This window comes from Streptomyces sp. NPDC033177 (assembly GCF_055577715.1).
Genome location: NZ_JBVIPS010000012.1, coordinates 198,148 through 213,390 on the forward strand (window position 1 = coordinate 198,148; position 15,243 = coordinate 213,390).

A 15,243-nucleotide genomic window follows, 5' to 3' on the forward strand; every position below is an offset into this window, starting at 1 on the left:
CTGGCCTAAACGTTCGAGTGAAAGGACTTTGGGCCCTTCTACTCACACAATCACACGCAGTGCACGGCGAACGCCTGTGAACGTCACGCTCGTGCGCAGCCCCAGGTGGTCACCGTCCATCTGAAGGGGCAGCGGCACCTTCGAATGCAAGGTGAAGTTGGTGAGGTCATGGAGCGTAACCGCGTGCTTGCCGTGAGGTCCGCGATCCGGCGTCGAGGTCAGGAGCTGGGTCCCGTACCGGGCCACCGCCGTGGTGGAGAGCTTGCTCAGACCGAGCACGTCGAGGCCCGTGTCGAAGGAGGCCCGCGGGGACGCGTACATCGGGCGATTGCCCAGGTAGGTGTACGGAGAGGTGTTGCAGACTATGGAGAGCACGAGATCGGTGACCGGGTCCATGCCGGGCCGTTCCAGCGTGATCATTCCGTGTCTGCGGTGAGGTTCGTCGAGGAACTGACGGACCACCTGGCGCAAATACAGCGCATGCGTGGACCGCTTCCCGCGTTCCCTCTGTTGTTCGACCCGCCCGACGACCCCGGCGTCGAAGCCGAAGCCGGCGGCGAAAGTGAACCAGTGTGCGGGGATCGTCTCGTCCTCGGTGCCGGGGGTCCCGGCCAGCCGGCCGAGGCTCACTGTCCGTTCGCTTCCCTCACGCAGCGCGTCGAGGATCGCGCCGGTCGCCTCCACGGCGTCGTTGGGCAGACCGAGAGCGCGCGCGAAGACGTTGGTGGAACCGCCGGGGACGACGGCCAGGCGCGGCAGCCGGTCCGGATCGGGACCGTTGTGCAGCAGGCCGTTGGCGACCTCGTTGACCGTGCCGTCCCCGCCGAGAGCGACGACCAGCTCGATGTCCTTGCTCTCCGCGGCCTGTTTCCCGAGGTCCCGGGCATGGCCGCGATACTCCGTGGTGACCGCCTCGAGCTTCATCTCGCTCGCCAGCGCATGGATCAGTACGTCACGCGTGCGCGCGCTGGTGGTGGTTGCCGCCGGGTTGACCACAAGGAGTGCACGCATGCGAAGCAGAGTACCCAGCCCTCTTTGCCCGACACAGACCGAGGGGTCGGACCGGAGGCCGGAGCACGGACACGCACAGCTACCCTGCAAGGGTGAGCACTGAGCGGAACCCCACCCCCGAAGCGCCGGAGCCCGGCCCGCGTCCCGGCCGTCTGACGGCCGCCGCGGCCCTGGCCGCGCTGGAGGGCGTCGCCCTCATCGCCGCCGGCGTCTACATGCTCGTGATGGGCCTCGCGGGTGACCCCGACAACCCGGAACAGGCCACGACGGGCGGCGTCACGCTGATCGTCCTCGCGCTCCTGCCCCTGCTCGCCGCGCGCGGTCTCCTGCTCCGCCGCGGCTGGAGCCGGGGGCCCGCGATCATCACGCAGATCATGGCGCTGCCGGTGGCCTGGCAGCTGCTGCAGGCCGACAGCATGGCCATCCCGGCGGGTATCGCGCTCGCCGCCGTCGCGGTCGCCGCGCTCGTCCTGCTTGTCAATCCCGCCACGACCGAGGCCCTCGGCATCAAGGGCCCGGGGAACGTACAGGACGACGTGAAGTAGCCGTCCCGCACGGGACCGACCGGCTGGCTCGCCGAAGGAGCAGACCAGGAGGGGCGGCCTGCTCCTTCGTCACTCCTCGACGAGGAGCTTCTCGCGCAGCTGCGCGAGTGTGCGGGCGAGAAGCCGGGAGACGTGCATCTGGGAGATGCCGACTTCCTGGGCGATCTGCGACTGCGTCATGTTGCCGAAGAACCGCAGCAGCAGGATGCGCTTCTCGCGCGGTGGAAGGTCCTCCAGAAGCGGTTTGAGGGACTCCCTGTACTCGACGCCCTCCAGGGCCTCGTCCTCCGCGCCCAGGGTGTCCGCGACCGCCGGGGACTCGTCGTCCGTGTCCGGGACGTCCAGGGACAGCGTGGAGTACGCGTTGGCCGACTCCAGGCCCTCCAGGACCTCCTCTTCGGAGATGCCCAGTTTCTCGGCGAGCTCGTGCACCGTGGGCGAGCGGCCGTGCAGCTGGGACAGCTCGGCGGTCGCCGTGGTCAGCGCGAGCCGCAGCTCCTGAAGACGCCGCGGGACCCTGACCGCCCAGCCCTTGTCGCGGAAGTGGCGCTTGATCTCACCGACGACCGTGGGTGTCGCGTACGTGGAGAACTCCACGCCGCGCTCCGGGTCGAAGCGGTCCACCGACTTGATCAGGCCGATCGTGGCGACCTGCGTCAGGTCGTCGAGGGGCTCGCCGCGGTTGCGGAAGCGGCGGGCCAGGTGCTCGACGAGCGGCAGGTGCATGCGGACCAGCTTGTTGCGCAGATCCGCGTACTCAGGGCTGCCGTCCTTCAGCTCGCGCAGTTCGATGAACATCGCGCGTGCACCACTGCGGTCCCGCGGATCGTGCCGGGTGTGCTGCTGCTCACCGTGTTCGCTCATGTATCCCGCCCGTTGCGCGCCGCCCCGGACGGAGGGCTTCGCGCTCTCCTCCTCGGCGGTCGGCTCTGCCTGCTCCGACGCGTCAGCCACAGTCGACGGACCCGGGTGCTCCGGGTCCTCCGGGTGCGGCCTGGCCTGCTGCTCGGGGATGCCCTTGAGCGCCGGCTCCACCGGAGCCCCGCGCCTCGTGGGCGTCACTCCCCGGCCACCGGGCAGACCCCGTGTGCCGCGCTCTTCGTCCCGCACCGGCCCCTCCCCGCCCCTCACGCCGGCCCGGGTCCCGCGCCGCGCTTCTTGTAGAGACTGATCGAGACGGTGTTGTCCTCGGCCACGGAGGAGTCGACCTGACCCGCGAGGGCGGACAGCACTGTCCAGGCGAAGGTGTCCCGTTCCGGGGCCCGGCCGTCGGTGGTCGGCGCCGAGACGGTCACCTCCAGGGAGTCGTCGACGAGCTGGAAGACGCAGCTGAGCACCGAACCGGGCACGGCCTGCTGGAGCAGGATCGCGCACGCCTCGTCGACCGCGATGCGAAGGTCCTCGATCTCGTCGAGAGTGAAGTCCAAACGCGCCGCGAGACCGGCCGTGGCCGTACGCAGCACCGACAGGTAGGCACCCGCAGCCGGAAGGCGGACCTCGACGAAGTCCTGATTTCCGGGCTCGCCTGCGATCTGGGACACCCTCACCTCCAAGGTGGTACAAGCACTTTCGGGGCTCCAGGTCCACCGTCGAGCGGCGGGCCGGACTGCGTCACACGGGTAACGCACCACGTAGTTATGCGGTGACGCTACCGCGCTCCCCAGTTCCGTGTCCCGGGGACCCCGCTCCGTTGCTGTCACTCATAGTAAGCCTATAGGTACGGAGAGTGGCTAGGGGTCGCGCGGGCCCAATTGGAGAGTACGGGCGTCGGGTTGACGTACCCAGACGTCAGACGATCGAACCGTCGACGAAGCACCAACGCCAGCTCTCGCCCGGTTCGAAGGTCCTCATCACCGGGTGTCCGCTGTCCTTGTGGTGCTCCGTCGCGTGCCGGTAGGGCGAGGAGTCGCAGCAGCCGACATGGCCGCAGTCCAGGCAGAGCCGTAGTTGCACGGGGTGACTGCCGGCCGCGAGGCACTCGAGACAGGTCTCGCTCAGCGGCGCGGGCTCAGGGTGCGGCAGCGCTGCGACATGCGGGCACTCGTTCATGATTGCCAGATTACGACGGGAACGCGTATCGCGGAGGGCCTGACCGATGGACGTACTGCCCCTGGTGGCACTGATCGCGGCGAGTGCCGCGGTGGCCGGAGCCGCGCGCCGGACACCGGTGCCCGCGCCGCTGCTCCTCGTCGCGGCGGGTCTCGTCGCCGCGTACGTGCCCGGGGTGCCGGACTATCACCTGGATCCGCACATCGTGCTCCCGCTGATCCTGCCGCCGCTGCTGCACACCGCGGCCCTGGAGAGCTCGTACCTCGATCTGCGCGCCAACATCAGGCCCGTGGCGCTGCTCTCGGTCGGTTACACGCTGTTCGCGACCCTCGCCGTCGGGTATCTCGCGTATCTGCTGATCCCCGATCTGCCGCTGACCGCCGCGCTGGTCCTCGGCGCGGTGATCGCGCCGCCGGACGCGGTGGCTGCCACGGCCATCGCGCGGAAGGTGGGGCTGCCGTCGCGGATCACCACGATCCTGCAGGGCGAGTCGCTGGTGAACGACGCGACCGCGATCACCGCCTACAAGGTTGCCCTGGCGGCGGCGGTCGGCGAGGGCGCGAGCTGGGCGGGCGGGATCCAGGAATTCCTGGTGGCGGCGGTCGGCGGGGTCGGTGTCGGTCTCGTCCTCATGGTGCCGATCCACTGGCTGCGGCGGCACATGAGGGAGGCGATGCTGCAGAACACCCTCTCCTTGCTGATCCCCTTCGTCGCATACGCGGCCGCCGAGCAGGTGGGCGCCTCCGGAGTGCTCGCCGTGGTCGTCGTCGCCCTGTTCCTGGGTCACCGCTCCTGGGAGGTCGACTTCGAGACGCGGCTCCAGGAGGCCGCCGTGTGGAAGGTGGTCGCGTTCATCCTGGAGTCCGCGGTCTTCGCGCTCATCGGCCTGCAACTGCCGCTCGTCCTCAAGGGGCTCGGCGAGTACAGCGGCCTGGAGGCGGCCTGGTACGCGCTGGGGGTCTTCTTCCTGGTCGTCCTCGTGCGCTTCGTGTGGTCGTACCCGGCGACCTACCTGCCGCGGATGCTGTCGAAGCGCATCAAGGAGCGCGAGAGCGACATGGACTGGCGGCGGCCGCTGATCGTCAGCTGGGCCGGCATGCGCGGTGTGGTGTCGCTGGCGATCGCCTTCTCGATCCCGCTCGTCATGGACGACGGGGAGCCGTTCCCCGCTCGCAACCTGGTGCTGTTCCTGACCTTCACCACGGTGATCGGCACGTTGGTCGTGCAGGGGCTCTCGCTGCCGTGGCTGATCCGGGTCCTGCGGCTGCCGGGGCGTGACACGCAGGCGGAGACGCTCGCGGAGGCGCAGGCGCAGAACGCCGCCTCACAGGCCGCGGAGCGTCGGGTGGACGAACTCATGCGGGACGAGCGCAATCGCCTCCCAGAGCCCCTCCAGGACCGTCTGCGCACCGTTCTGGAACGGCGCCGCAACTCCGTGTGGGAACGCCTCGGCCAGTCCAACCCGGTGACGGGGGAGTCCGCCGACGACACCTACCGCAGGCTCGCCCGGGAGGCGATCGCCGCGGAACGGGAGGTGTTCGTGACGATGCGGGACGAGCGGCGCATCGACGACGAGATGATGCGGACGCTGCTGCGCAAGCTGGACCTGGAGGAGGCCGCGGCCTACCGGGAGGTCGAGGAGTGAGCCGAGGGGCCATCGGGGCCGCGGGTTCCGTCGCGGTGATGACCGCTGTCACGTCGGTGCCGGGGGGAAACGTGCCCTCTTCGGAGAGGGCCGTCAGCGCGTAGAGGAGCTTGGCGACGTAGACGCGCTCCACGGGGAGGCCGTGCCGGTCCTCGAAGTCGTTTGCGAACGCGGTGAGTTCGGGTGACGTGCGGGCGTAGCCGCCGAAGTGGAAGCGCTCGTCCAGGTGCCAGTTGGCGGTGGGGGCGCCGAAGGTCCGCTGTTGCAGCGCCCGTATCTCCGGGCCGAGGAAGCCGCCCTTGAGCACGGGTATGCCGAGAGCGTGCTGGTCCGGGGCGAGGCCCGCGGCCATGCCGGCCAGGGTGCCGCCGGTGCCGCAGGCCACGGCCGCCGTGTGGGTACGCCCGCGCAATTCCTCGCCCAGGGCCGTGCAGCCCTGTACGGCAAGGGAGTTGCTGCCCCCTTCGGGGATGACGTAGGGGTCCTTGGCGCCCGTCGCGCGCAGGAGGGCGGCCAGGACGTCCGGGTCCGTCTTCCTGCGGTACGTCGCCCGGTCGATGAAGTGCAGACGCATTCCGTCCGCCGCGCATTGCGTCAGCGACGGGTTCAGGGGGCGGTCGGCGAGTTCGTCACCGCGGACCACGCCGATGGTGTCCATGCCGAGGAGGCGGCCCGCGGCGGCGGTCGCCCTGAGGTGGTTGGAGTAGGCGCCGCCGAAGGTCAGCAGGGCCTCGTGCCCCGCCTCGACGGCGGCGTCCAGGTTCAGGAAGAGCTTGCGGTACTTGTTGCCCGGGAGGTCCGGGTGGATGAGGTCGTCCCGTTTGAGCGTGAGAGTGACGCCGCGCCGCGTGAACCGCTCGTCCCGGAGCTCCTGGAGCGGGGACGGGAGCCGGGGGCGCGGGGTGGCCGGCGGGGTGGTCGGCGGGGTGGTGCTCACCCCGCCATTCTGCCCGTCGCCGTGCCACCGGGCACGGCCACGGGCACGCCCGCCCGCCGGGGGCGTTGCCCTACTTGAGGCGTTCCTCGATGCGCTCCCGCATCGCGTTCATGGTGAAGCCCTTCGGGTCGATCTTGCCCGGCTGCCATTCGAGATGGCCGATCACCGAGCGATGGGTCCAGCCGTGGTGCCGGCAGATGGCCGCCGAGACCCGCTCGATGGCGTCCAGCTGGGCGTCCGGCCACGGGTCCTCGCCGTCGCCGAGGTTCTCGCACTCGAAGCCGTAGAAGTGGCGGTTTCCGTCGGTGTTCGCCTCGTTGTCCGGCGGGAGCGCCTTCTCGGCGATGACCGCGCGCAGGACGTCGTCGTCGCCCAGGCCCGCGTGGTTGGCGCGGCCGTACCCGACGAGGTGGACGCGGCCGTCCTTGGTGATGACGCCGTGGCAGAGCGGGCCGGGCAGCGAGGCATAGCCGTCACGGCAGATCTCCACGGTCCGTTGGCTGCCCGACGTGACCGTGTGGTGGATCATCACGCCGTGCACGGGCCCCCACGGCCCCTTGTGGTTGCGGTTGTGGTGGGTCCAGTCGCCGACTTCGACGACCGTCACCTCTTCGTCCTTGAGCACATTGAGGAAGCTGCCCGCGGACATGGGTGGGGCCATGGCCGACTCCTTTGCGGAGCACGACGGCCGCCTGTCGCGGACCGTCTTGTATGTCCGCTTTTACCGGAACCACGGTGCCTGAACCAGCCGTTCGGACGTATTCCGTCGCTGTTCGGGCACCGTGCGAGCCGATTTGGTCAGCCGCGGTGGTCGCCGCCGTGCAGGAACGCGTCACCGTTCGTCGCGATGTGTGCCTCGACCGCCTGCAGGGCCTGCTGGGTGGCCTGAGGGGTCCCCGTGCCGTGCTGCTGCGCGTAGTACGCGGCGCCCAGTTTCTTCAGGAGGTCGCCGCCGGTGCGCTGCGCCTGGACCTCGTCGATCTTCTGCTTGCCCTGCGTGAGCCCGCGCTGCGCCTGTTCCTTGGCGCGATCCAGGAAGCCTGCCATTGCCGTCTCCTACGCATAGGTGCGGATTGGTGCCGATCGGTGCATTTCGGTATGAAGCGTATCGGCCGTTGTGTCTGGTTCAACGGATGCACGGATCTTGGAGTTCCCCGCCGCCGCGAACCCTTGTCCTGGTACGCGGGTGAGTGCCCCGTCTCGCCTGATCCATTCCCGCTCGTTTGTGTAATGGCGCCGGTACGCACCGTGCTGGAAGGGTTGTCGGCGCAGATCAGCGCTTGATCGGGAGGGCATAGCCAATGTCGGTAGGCGAAGAGGTCCGGGCGGAACAGGCCGAGCCGCAGCAGAGCTTGGGCACATCTGCCGCGCGGAATCTGGCCACCACCACCAAGTCCGCGCCGCAGATGCAGGAGATCAGCTCCCGCTGGCTCCTGCGGACGCTGCCGTGGGTGCAGGTGCAGGGCGGTACGTATCGAGTGAACCGGAGGTTGAGCTACTCGGTCGGCGACGGCCGGGTGACGTTCGTGAAGACCGGGGACCGGGTCCAGGTCATCCCGGCGGAGCTCGGCGAACTGCCGACCCTGCGGGACTACGAGGACGTCGAGGTCCTGGGGGAGCTGGCCCAGCGCTGCCAGCAGCGGGAGTTCGCCGCGGGGGAGGTCATCACCTCCTTCGGCAGCCAGGCCGACGAGGTGTTCCTGCTCGCGCACGGCAGGGTCGAGAAGATCGGCACCGGGCCCTACGGGGACGACACGGTCCTCGGGTCCCTCGCCGACGGCGCCTACTTCGGCGAGCAGGCGCTGCTCGACCCGGAGGCCATCTGGGAGTACACGACGCGCGCGGTGACCGCGTGCACCGTGCTCACCCTGCCCCGCCAGGACCTGGAGCAGGTCGCCGAGCGCACGGACTCCCTGCGCGAGCACCTGCGGCGGCTGCGGTCCATCCCGGCCCAGCGCACCAACAAGTTCGGCGAGGCGCCCATCGACCTCTCCGCCGGACACATCGGCGAGGCCGTGCTGCCGGGCACGTACGTCGACTACGAATCGGCGCCGCGTGAGTACGAACTGAGCGTCGCCCAGACCGTGCTGCGCATCCACACGCGCGTGGCCGATCTCTACAACCAGCCGATGAACCAGACCGAGCAGCAGCTGCGGCTCACGGTCGAGGCGCTCAAGGAGCGCCAGGAGCACGAGCTGATCAACAACCGCGAGTTCGGGCTGCTCAACAACTGCGAGTACGAGCAGCGGTTGCAGCCGCACGACGGCGTGCCGAGCCCGGACGACATGGACGAGCTGCTCAGCCGCAGGCGCGGGTCGAAGCTCTTCCTGGCCCACCCGCGCGCGATCTCCGCGTTCGGCCGTGAGCTCAACAAGCGCGGTCTGGTGCCGGAGACCATCGACATGGGCGGCCACCGCATCCCCACCTGGCGCGGGGTGCCGATCTTCCCGTGCAACAAGATCCCGGTCACCGAGGCCCGCACCACCTCGATCATCTGCATGCGTACGGGCGAGGAGGAGCAGGGTGTCGTCGGCCTGCACCAGGCCGGCATCCCGGACGAGATCGAGCCGAGCCTGTCCGTGCGCTTCATGGGAATCAGCGAGCAGGCGATCATCTCGTACCTGGTGTCGACCTACTACTCCGCGGCGGTCCTGGTGCCGGACGCGCTGGGCGTGCTGGAGAACGTCGAGATCGGCCGCTGGCGATGAGGCCGTGTCTGCGGGCGCGCGGCCGGGTAGACCCCTTCCGTACGCGCCCGCAGGCCCAGGAACCGCCACCGTCCGCATCCTCTCCGGGGTGAGTCCATGACGGACACGACAACGGACATGACGGAGTACGAGGAGCACGCGGGGCGCGATGCGTCCGAAGCGGCGGAGATCCTGGCGTCGGCGCGCGAGTGCGTCGACCCGGAGCTGCGCCGGGCGATCGACTCGCTGCCAGGGTCGATGCGCCGTATCGCGCTCTACCACTTCGGCTGGGAACACGCGGACGGCACACCGGCGGACGGGCACGCGGGCAAGGCGATCAGGCCCGCGCTCGTGCTCGCCGCGGTGCGTGCCCTGGGCGGGGACCAGGCCAGGGCAGTCCGGGCCGCGGCAGCGGTGGAGCTGACCCACAACTTCACCCTGCTGCACGACGACGTCATCGACCGCGACGCCACCCGCAGGCACCGGCCCACCGCATGGACCGTGTTCGGCGAACCCGACGCGATCCTTGCCGGTGACGCGCTCCAGGCGCTGGCGCAGCGGCTGCTCGCCGAGGACCCGCACCCCGGGGCCCCGGCGGCGGCCGCCCGGCTCGCCACCTGCGTGGTGGAGCTCTGCGCGGGCCAGCACGCGGACGGCGCGCTGGAGCGGCGCGCCCCCGACGAGGTGACGCTCGACGAGTGTCTCGCCATGGCCGAGGCCAAGACGGGGGCGCTGCTCGGCTGCGCCTGCGCACTGGGGGCGCTGTACGCGGGGGCGGGGCGCGGCGAGGTGGAGGCGCTCGACGGGTTCGGCCGTGAGGCAGGGCTCGCCTTCCAGCTCATCGACGACGTGATCGGCATCTGGGGCGATCCCGGGTGCACGGGCAAGCCGGCCCGTGCCGACCTCGCGGCCCGCAAGAAGTCCCTGCCGGTGGTCGCCGCCCTGGCCTCGGGCACCCCTGCCGCGGCCGAACTGGCCGAGCTGTACGGCCGCCCGTCGGTCGACGGCGATCTGGACCGCATGGCGCGCGCCGTCGAGGCGGCGGGCGGCAAAGACTGGGCGCTGCTGCACGCGGGCGACCGGATGTCCCGCGCGATCAACCAGCTCGCCGGCGCGGTGCCGGTCCCGGCGGCCGCGGACAGCCTGCTGGCGCTCGCGGAGTTCGTGACGCGGCGTACGCACTGAACGTACGCGGTTCCACGCACACCGACGACGCGTCCCGCGAGCCCCGCACCCCGCCGAGATCCGGTCAGGGTGCGGGGCTCGCCCGTGTGCCGGGGCCCGATCGCCTAGGCTGCAACTGGAGTAACCGGTGGGACGGTACACGCAGTTGAGCGGGGCGAGGGAAAAGGGGCGGGCTGTGGGCGTAGTCATCCGGAGGGCCGGGGAGAGCGACCGGGCGGACGTGGTCCGGCTGCTCGACGAGGCGTTCCACGACGACCCGGTGAGCAGCTGGGTCTTCCCCGACGCGGAGTACCGCCGCCGCAGGCACGGCGCCCTGATGAACGCCTTTCTCGACCTCGCGCTGGACATGGGCCACGTCGACATCGCCGAGGACGGCTCGGCCGTCGCACTGTGGTGGTCCGTCCCCGCGGGGGGCGAGGACGAGGGCGCCGAAGAGGGCCCCGCGCAGCTGCGCGCCGCCGTCGACCCCGACAACGCGCGGATAGAGGAGATCGGCCGGCTGACCGGCGAGGCGCACCCGACCGACCGGCCCCACCAGTACCTGCACATGATCGGCGTGAGCCCACGGCGACAGGGCGAAGGGCTCGGCTCGGCGCTGATCTGGGCCGTTCTCGACCGCTGTGACCGAGAAGGGCTGCACGCCTATCTGGAGGCGAGCAACAGCCGCAGCCGCGCGCTCTACACCCGGCTCGGATTCCAGTTCACGGGAAAGGCCGTCGATCTGCCGGACGGCCCGCAGCTGTGGCCGATGTGGCGGGAGCCCCGACCTTTCGGCGCGGACGGTGGCGACACCGGCCGATTCGCCTGAAGTCGTTGTAGCGCCGCTGTGTTGGCCACAGTCACAACGAAGGGGGGCGAGCCCCCACGTCCCGCAAAATGACCCGTGATGTGTCCGGCGGCGCGTCCCGCGAGCGACGTGTGGCGGAGGCGTTCGTGGAGATGGCCGACTCCGTGGCCGACGATTTCGAGGTCGCCGAGTTCCTGCAGAGCCTCGCCGTGCGCTGTGTGGAACTGCTCGGTGTCTCGGCCGTGGGCGTCCTGTTGGCGGATTCCCAGGACGAGTTGAAGCTTGTTGCCGCGTCCGGCGAGCACGCCTGGGTGTTGGATCTGTTCGCCCTGCAGCAGGAGGAGGGGCCGGCGCTGGACTGCTACCGCTCCGGCGCGGCGTACACGAACATCGCGCTCACCGGCCTGGAGGCGAAGCTCGCCTGGCCGCAGTTCGCGACGCAGGCCAAGGAAGCGGGCTACACCATGACGCAGGTCCTGCCCCTGCACCAGGGCGATCAGGTGCTCGGCACGCTGAATCTCTTCCAGGCGCGGCCGCAGGTGATGGGGCCCGACGAGATCGCGCTCGCCCAGGCCCTCGCGGATGTCGCCACGATCGCGATACTCCAGCGGCGCTCACTGGAGCAGAGCGAGGCGGAGCGCGGCCAGTTGCAGGAGGCGCTCATCAGCCGGATCGCCATCGAGCAGGCGAAAGGTGTGCTCGCCGAGCGCTGGACGTGCACGGTCGACGAGGCGTTCGCGGCGCTTCGGCGCCATGCCCGCGCGAACCGGCTGCGGCTCGCGGAGTGCGCGCGGCAGGTGGTGGCGGGGGAGTTCGACACGGAGGGAATCCGCCGGGGCTGACGCGGTTGCGCCGTCCCGCGGTGCCGCACTACCCGGTGCTCCGCGGGCCCGCGCGGCGAGTACGTCGAGAAGTACGCGCGGCCGGGCTATCCGGTCGCAGTGGCCCGCTCTACCCTGGACCCATGGGCAGCGATGGGAGCCGGTCCGGCCCCCGCCCGCGGAGCGAGCCGGTGTGCGCGAGCTGCGGACGGCCTGTCGGTACGGCCATCAAACGACGCAAGGTGCTCGGGGCGTACGTCCCCGTGTGGGGCCCCGGCCCCTGCCACAACCCGCGATGTGACGCGTGCGTCGACGAACCCGCGGCGAACCGGACCGAGGCCGATGCGGAGCCCGCCCCCGCGCGCTCCGACGACGACTGAGGCTGACGACTGACGACTGACGACTGAGGGCACCCGCGTCCCATGACGCGCGGGACATCTGCATCATGGGCGCATGGACATGACCGAGCTCGTTGCACTTCCGTCGGCCGTCGACGCCGAGCGGCTGCTGGCGCTCGCCGACGGCCACCACGCACGCACCGTCCGGCCCCTCGGCGTCCGCGAGGCCGGCGGGCATCTCGTGAAGGTGTACGCCGTCGAGGCCCCCGGACGGAAGGTGACCGGGCGGGACGAGGAGTCCGCGCTCGCGATAGCGGGGGCACATCTGGGGCTCGGCCGCAGCCGCGGGTCGGCCGGGCTCGCCGTGCTGATCGTGCACGCGGGCGGCGACGGGGACTACGTCCTCGTGCAGAGCTGGATCGAGGGGTACATGTCCGACCTCGCGGTCTTCGCGGGTCCCGCCGGGGAGCCGGATGAGCTGCGGCCGGGACGGGCCGGGCTCGCGCCCTGCGTGTGGGAGGCAGCCGTGCTCACACACGAGCGGGACGCGTACGTGCGGTGCGTGCTCGACGGGAGCGGAAACCTCACCGAGCGGCTCACCGCGTGGGGCCGGGACGTCATCGAGGGGGACCTGCGATGACGTACCAAGAGCTGAAGGCCGAAGTGCCCCGCATCCGCCACGCACGCCCCGCCGACCTCCCCCGCGTCGTCGAACTCGTCGCCGAGCACGCCGCGTACGAGAAGGGCGCCCCGCCCGCCCCCGGCCTCCAACAGCGCCTGCAGACCCTCCTCTTCGGGGTGCCGGACCCGCGGCTGCGCTGTCTGGTGGCCGAGCTGCCCGGCGGCGACGTCGTCGGCTACGCCACGTGCGCGCCGGAGATCTCCACCTGGGACGGCGCCGAGTACCTCCACATGGACTGCCTCTTCCTGCGCGACGGTCACCGGGGTCTCGGCCTCGGCGAACTCCTGACGGACGCGGTGGCGGCCGAAGCCCGTGCCCTCGGCCTCACCGAGGTCCAGTGGCAGACGCCCGCCTGGAACGAGGGCGCGATCCGCTTCTATGGCCGGATCGGCGCCGACGCCAAGGAGAAGCTGCGATTCGCCTGGCAGGTGCCGCCGCTGCCGTTCGACGCCGTGCTCTGCGACCTCGACGGTGTGATCCGCTTCTACGACATGTCGCGGATGGAGGAGATGGAGCGCGCCGCCGGTCTGCCCCACGGCAGCACCGCCGAGATCGCCTTCGCAGCCGAGACCGATCAGCCGCTGATGCTCGGGCGCATCGGCAAGGAGGAGTGGGTGGGAGCCATCGCGCACGGCCTCGCCGACCGGGTGCCCCACGAGCGCGGGCACGCCCTGGGCACCGCGCTCGCCGAAGCCGGTTTCTCCGCCGACGCCACCGTGGTGGACCTGCTCAGGCGGGCCCGCGCGCACCTGCACGTGGCGCTCGTGACGAACGCGACCCCGTGGCTCGACGCCGACCTGGCCGAGCTCGGCATCGCCGACCTCGCGCACACCGTGATCAGCAGCGCCGACGTCGGCATCGTCAAGCCGGACCGGCGGATCTACGAGCTCGCCGTGGAGCGCACGGGTGTCCCCGCCGAGCGCTGCCTGTTCGTGGACGACCGCAAGGAGAACGTGGACGCGGCCGTCGCGCTCGGCATGACGGGGCTCCACTACACCGGCCCCGACGACCTCCGGAAGGCGCTGGCCCCGGTGCTCGGCAGCGACTGACGCAGGGCACAGGGCCCCCGCCGCCTACCGCACCGTCCACCGCCCGCCCAGCATCAGCTCCCGGCCCTCCAGCTCGTCGGCCTCGCGCCAGGCCTGGAGCCGCTGCGGGGTGATGCGGAAGTAGGTGTAGCGGGTGTCGAGCTTGCTCGGGTCGAAGCCCGTCTTCTCGGCGAAGGCGTCGCGGTCCTCGGGGGTCAACTCGTCCTCGCCCAGGGCGCGTACGGCCCCCTCGATCAGAATGACGTCGCGGGTCGGCCCGATGCCGACCCGCGCCTTCCCGGTCGCCCGGAGGTTGCGGCCGGTGACGCTGGCGTCGGGAGTGGCCACCAGCAGTCTCTCGCCGTCCCATTGGAAGGACAGCGGGATCAGGTACGGGGTCCCGCTGTCCGCGTCGGCCGTCGCCACCCACGCGTCGATGTCGTGGGTGAGGCGGTGCAGGGTGTCCCGCTTGCGCTGCTCGGGCGTACGGGGCCCTGTGGCGTCGGTGTTCATTACTGTTCTCCTCCAAGTGCGCTGGCACGGTGCGTCATTGCTGTGACGTATCGCGACGAGGGAATGTGACAGATGGACCAGAACGAAGCAGCAGCAGTAGATCAGGGCGAAGCGCTCGCGGTCCGTTTCGAGGAGCACCGGCCGCATCTGAAGGCGGTCGCCTATCGCATGCTCGGTTCGCTCGGCGAGACCGATGACGCGGTCCAGGAGACCTGGATCCGGCTCAGCCGCTCCGACATCAGCGGGGTGGCGAACCTGGGGGGCTGGCTGACGACGGTCGTCGGCCGGATCTGCCTCGACATGCTGCGTACGCGGCAGTCGCGGCGCGAGGACTCCCTGTCGGTGTCGCTCGACACCCATGTGCCGGACCCGGTGGTGAGCTGGGGAGACGTGGTCGACCCCGAGCAGGAGGTGCTGCTCGCCGACTCGGTCGGCCTCGCGCTGCTCGTCGTCCTGGAGACGCTGGCCCCCGCCGAACGCCTCGCCTTCGTGCTGCACGACATGTTCGCGGTGCCCTTCGACGAGGTGGCCCCGATCGTGGAGCGCACCCCGGCCGCGACCCGCCAGCTGGCCAGCCGGGCCCGCCGCAGGGTGCAGGGCTCGGCGCCCACCCCCGACAACGATCCCGTACGTCAGCGCGAGGTCGTCGGCGCCTTCCTCGCGGCGGCTCGGGGCGGCGACTTCGACGCGCTGCTCGAACTGCTCGACCCGGACGTGGTGTTGCGGGCCGACACCGGCGAACTGGCCTCCGGGCTCTCGAAGCTGGTGCGGGGCGCTTCGGCGGTGGCGGGGCAGGCGGCGATGTTCTCCAAGGCGGCGCCGAGCACCGAGATCGCGCTGGTCAACGGCCGGTTCGGCATGGTCGGAGTGCCGGACGGCGAGGTCGTCTCGGTCATGGAGTTCACGATCGCCGGCGGCAGGATCGTCGAGCTCAACATCCTCGTCGACCCCGCCCGCGTGCGTGCTCTGGGCCTGCCCGCGTTCGGGCGCTGACCCGGGGCCGGGCCCTGTCGCG

General features: G+C 70.8%; 17 protein-coding genes and 1 pseudogene. 10 read left to right on the forward strand and 8 right to left on the reverse strand.

Annotated elements, in window-relative coordinates:
- Window positions 1-42: 42 nt before the first annotated feature.
- The gene (locus tag ACZ5U5_RS35610; protein WP_469030213.1) at window positions 43-1,011 is read right to left on the reverse strand and encodes a diacylglycerol/lipid kinase family protein; all 969 of its coding nucleotides are present in this window, start codon (window positions 1,009-1,011) and stop codon (window positions 43-45) included.
- A 92-nt stretch (window positions 1,012-1,103) separates the two neighbouring features.
- Here ACZ5U5_RS35610 and ACZ5U5_RS35615 point away from each other — a divergent pair, with 92 nt between their 5' ends.
- Window positions 1,104-1,556 (forward strand): hypothetical protein, encoded by a 453-nt coding sequence (locus tag ACZ5U5_RS35615; protein WP_469030216.1) that lies wholly within the window; start codon window positions 1,104-1,106, stop codon window positions 1,554-1,556.
- Between the two features lie 69 nt (window positions 1,557-1,625).
- Here the strand turns inward: ACZ5U5_RS35615 and ACZ5U5_RS35620 are convergent, their stop codons facing one another.
- From ACZ5U5_RS35620 to ACZ5U5_RS35630, 3 genes are all read right to left on the reverse strand, one after another.
- A complete protein-coding gene (locus ACZ5U5_RS35620) occupies window positions 1,626-2,666 on the reverse strand; it encodes an RNA polymerase sigma factor SigF (RefSeq protein ID WP_469030219.1) in 1,041 nt (346 codons plus the stop codon).
- A gap of 17 nt (window positions 2,667-2,683) precedes the next feature.
- On the reverse strand, window positions 2,684-3,097 hold the full coding sequence (locus ACZ5U5_RS35625; RefSeq protein WP_363308118.1) for an ATP-binding protein: 414 nt from the start codon (window positions 3,095-3,097) through the stop codon (window positions 2,684-2,686).
- 247 nt (window positions 3,098-3,344) lie between these two features.
- Window positions 3,345-3,605 (reverse strand): UBP-type zinc finger domain-containing protein, encoded by a 261-nt coding sequence (locus ACZ5U5_RS35630; RefSeq protein ID WP_469030222.1) that lies wholly within the window; start codon window positions 3,603-3,605, stop codon window positions 3,345-3,347.
- 46 nt (window positions 3,606-3,651) lie between these two features.
- Here ACZ5U5_RS35630 and ACZ5U5_RS35635 point away from each other — a divergent pair, with 46 nt between their 5' ends.
- A complete protein-coding gene (locus tag ACZ5U5_RS35635) occupies window positions 3,652-5,250 on the forward strand; it encodes a Na+/H+ antiporter (protein ID WP_469030225.1) in 1,599 nt (532 codons plus the stop codon).
- A gap of 16 nt (window positions 5,251-5,266) precedes the next feature.
- Here ACZ5U5_RS35635 and ACZ5U5_RS35640 read toward each other — a convergent pair.
- The 3 genes and pseudogenes from ACZ5U5_RS35640 to ACZ5U5_RS35650 form a co-directional block, all read right to left on the reverse strand.
- Window positions 5,267-6,187, reverse strand: a pseudogene (locus ACZ5U5_RS35640) (1-aminocyclopropane-1-carboxylate deaminase/D-cysteine desulfhydrase); the annotation flags it as partial.
- 70 nt (window positions 6,188-6,257) lie between these two features.
- Window positions 6,258-6,848 (reverse strand): N-acetylmuramoyl-L-alanine amidase, encoded by a 591-nt coding sequence (locus tag ACZ5U5_RS35645; RefSeq protein ID WP_469030228.1) that lies wholly within the window; start codon window positions 6,846-6,848, stop codon window positions 6,258-6,260.
- Between the two features lie 137 nt (window positions 6,849-6,985).
- Complete coding sequence (locus tag ACZ5U5_RS35650) at window positions 6,986-7,234, reverse strand: hypothetical protein (RefSeq protein ID WP_363209205.1); 249 nt, start codon at window positions 7,232-7,234, stop codon at window positions 6,986-6,988.
- A 254-nt stretch (window positions 7,235-7,488) separates the two neighbouring features.
- On the opposite strand from ACZ5U5_RS35650, the gene ACZ5U5_RS35655 reads away from it, so the two are divergent.
- The 7 genes from ACZ5U5_RS35655 to ACZ5U5_RS35685 all read left to right on the forward strand — a co-directional run bounded on the left by ACZ5U5_RS35655 (window position 7,489) and on the right by ACZ5U5_RS35685 (window position 13,736).
- Complete coding sequence (locus ACZ5U5_RS35655) at window positions 7,489-8,895, forward strand: family 2B encapsulin nanocompartment shell protein (protein WP_469030231.1); 1,407 nt, start codon at window positions 7,489-7,491, stop codon at window positions 8,893-8,895.
- A 96-nt stretch (window positions 8,896-8,991) separates the two neighbouring features.
- Window positions 8,992-10,059, forward strand: a complete 1,068-nt coding sequence (locus tag ACZ5U5_RS35660; RefSeq protein ID WP_469030234.1) for a family 2 encapsulin nanocompartment cargo protein polyprenyl transferase — start codon at window positions 8,992-8,994, stop codon at window positions 10,057-10,059.
- A 175-nt stretch (window positions 10,060-10,234) separates the two neighbouring features.
- On the forward strand, window positions 10,235-10,867 hold the full coding sequence (locus ACZ5U5_RS35665) for a GNAT family N-acetyltransferase (protein ID WP_469030237.1): 633 nt from the start codon (window positions 10,235-10,237) through the stop codon (window positions 10,865-10,867).
- Window positions 10,868-10,935: 68 nt separating this feature from the next.
- Window positions 10,936-11,688 carry an ANTAR domain-containing protein gene (locus ACZ5U5_RS35670; RefSeq protein WP_469030239.1) on the forward strand — a complete coding sequence of 251 codons (753 nt, stop codon included), beginning with the start codon at window positions 10,936-10,938 and terminating at the stop codon, window positions 11,686-11,688.
- 122 nt (window positions 11,689-11,810) lie between these two features.
- Window positions 11,811-12,047 (forward strand): hypothetical protein, encoded by a 237-nt coding sequence (locus tag ACZ5U5_RS35675; protein WP_469030242.1) that lies wholly within the window; start codon window positions 11,811-11,813, stop codon window positions 12,045-12,047.
- A 73-nt stretch (window positions 12,048-12,120) separates the two neighbouring features.
- Window positions 12,121-12,645, forward strand: a complete 525-nt coding sequence (locus ACZ5U5_RS35680) for a hypothetical protein (RefSeq protein WP_469030244.1) — start codon at window positions 12,121-12,123, stop codon at window positions 12,643-12,645.
- Window positions 12,642-13,736 (forward strand): HAD-IA family hydrolase, encoded by a 1,095-nt coding sequence (locus tag ACZ5U5_RS35685; RefSeq protein ID WP_469030247.1) that lies wholly within the window; start codon window positions 12,642-12,644, stop codon window positions 13,734-13,736. Before ACZ5U5_RS35680 ends, ACZ5U5_RS35685 begins: the two co-directional genes overlap by 4 nt.
- Before the next feature lie 24 nt (window positions 13,737-13,760).
- On the opposite strand, the gene ACZ5U5_RS35690 is transcribed toward ACZ5U5_RS35685, so the two are convergent.
- Window positions 13,761-14,228: a pyridoxamine 5'-phosphate oxidase family protein gene (locus tag ACZ5U5_RS35690; protein WP_469030250.1), complete on the reverse strand. Its 468-nt coding sequence runs from the start codon at window positions 14,226-14,228 to the stop codon at window positions 13,761-13,763.
- A gap of 72 nt (window positions 14,229-14,300) precedes the next feature.
- On the opposite strand from ACZ5U5_RS35690, the gene ACZ5U5_RS35695 reads away from it, so the two are divergent.
- Window positions 14,301-15,221, forward strand: a complete 921-nt coding sequence (locus tag ACZ5U5_RS35695; RefSeq protein ID WP_469030253.1) for a sigma-70 family RNA polymerase sigma factor — start codon at window positions 14,301-14,303, stop codon at window positions 15,219-15,221.
- Window positions 15,222-15,243 lie beyond the last annotated feature (22 nt).

Coding starts and splice junctions, on each gene's coding strand:
- ACZ5U5_RS35610 (WP_469030213.1), bottom strand. CDS start 1,011: ATGCGTGCACTCCTTGTGGTCAACCCGGCGGCAACCACCACCAGCGCG.
- ACZ5U5_RS35630 (WP_469030222.1), bottom strand. CDS start 3,605: ATGAACGAGTGCCCGCATGTCGCAGCGCTGCCGCACCCTGAGCCCGCG.
- ACZ5U5_RS35635 (WP_469030225.1), top strand. CDS start 3,652: ATGGACGTACTGCCCCTGGTGGCACTGATCGCGGCGAGTGCCGCGGTG.
- ACZ5U5_RS35645 (WP_469030228.1), bottom strand. CDS start 6,848: ATGGCCCCACCCATGTCCGCGGGCAGCTTCCTCAATGTGCTCAAGGAC.
- ACZ5U5_RS35650 (WP_363209205.1), bottom strand. CDS start 7,234: ATGGCAGGCTTCCTGGATCGCGCCAAGGAACAGGCGCAGCGCGGGCTC.
- ACZ5U5_RS35655 (WP_469030231.1), top strand. CDS start 7,489: ATGTCGGTAGGCGAAGAGGTCCGGGCGGAACAGGCCGAGCCGCAGCAG.
- ACZ5U5_RS35660 (WP_469030234.1), top strand. CDS start 8,992: ATGACGGACACGACAACGGACATGACGGAGTACGAGGAGCACGCGGGG.
- ACZ5U5_RS35670 (WP_469030239.1), top strand. CDS start 10,936: ATGACCCGTGATGTGTCCGGCGGCGCGTCCCGCGAGCGACGTGTGGCG.
- ACZ5U5_RS35675 (WP_469030242.1), top strand. CDS start 11,811: ATGGGCAGCGATGGGAGCCGGTCCGGCCCCCGCCCGCGGAGCGAGCCG.
- ACZ5U5_RS35680 (WP_469030244.1), top strand. CDS start 12,121: ATGGACATGACCGAGCTCGTTGCACTTCCGTCGGCCGTCGACGCCGAG.
- ACZ5U5_RS35685 (WP_469030247.1), top strand. CDS start 12,642: ATGACGTACCAAGAGCTGAAGGCCGAAGTGCCCCGCATCCGCCACGCA.
- ACZ5U5_RS35690 (WP_469030250.1), bottom strand. CDS start 14,228: ATGAACACCGACGCCACAGGGCCCCGTACGCCCGAGCAGCGCAAGCGG.
- ACZ5U5_RS35695 (WP_469030253.1), top strand. CDS start 14,301: ATGGACCAGAACGAAGCAGCAGCAGTAGATCAGGGCGAAGCGCTCGCG.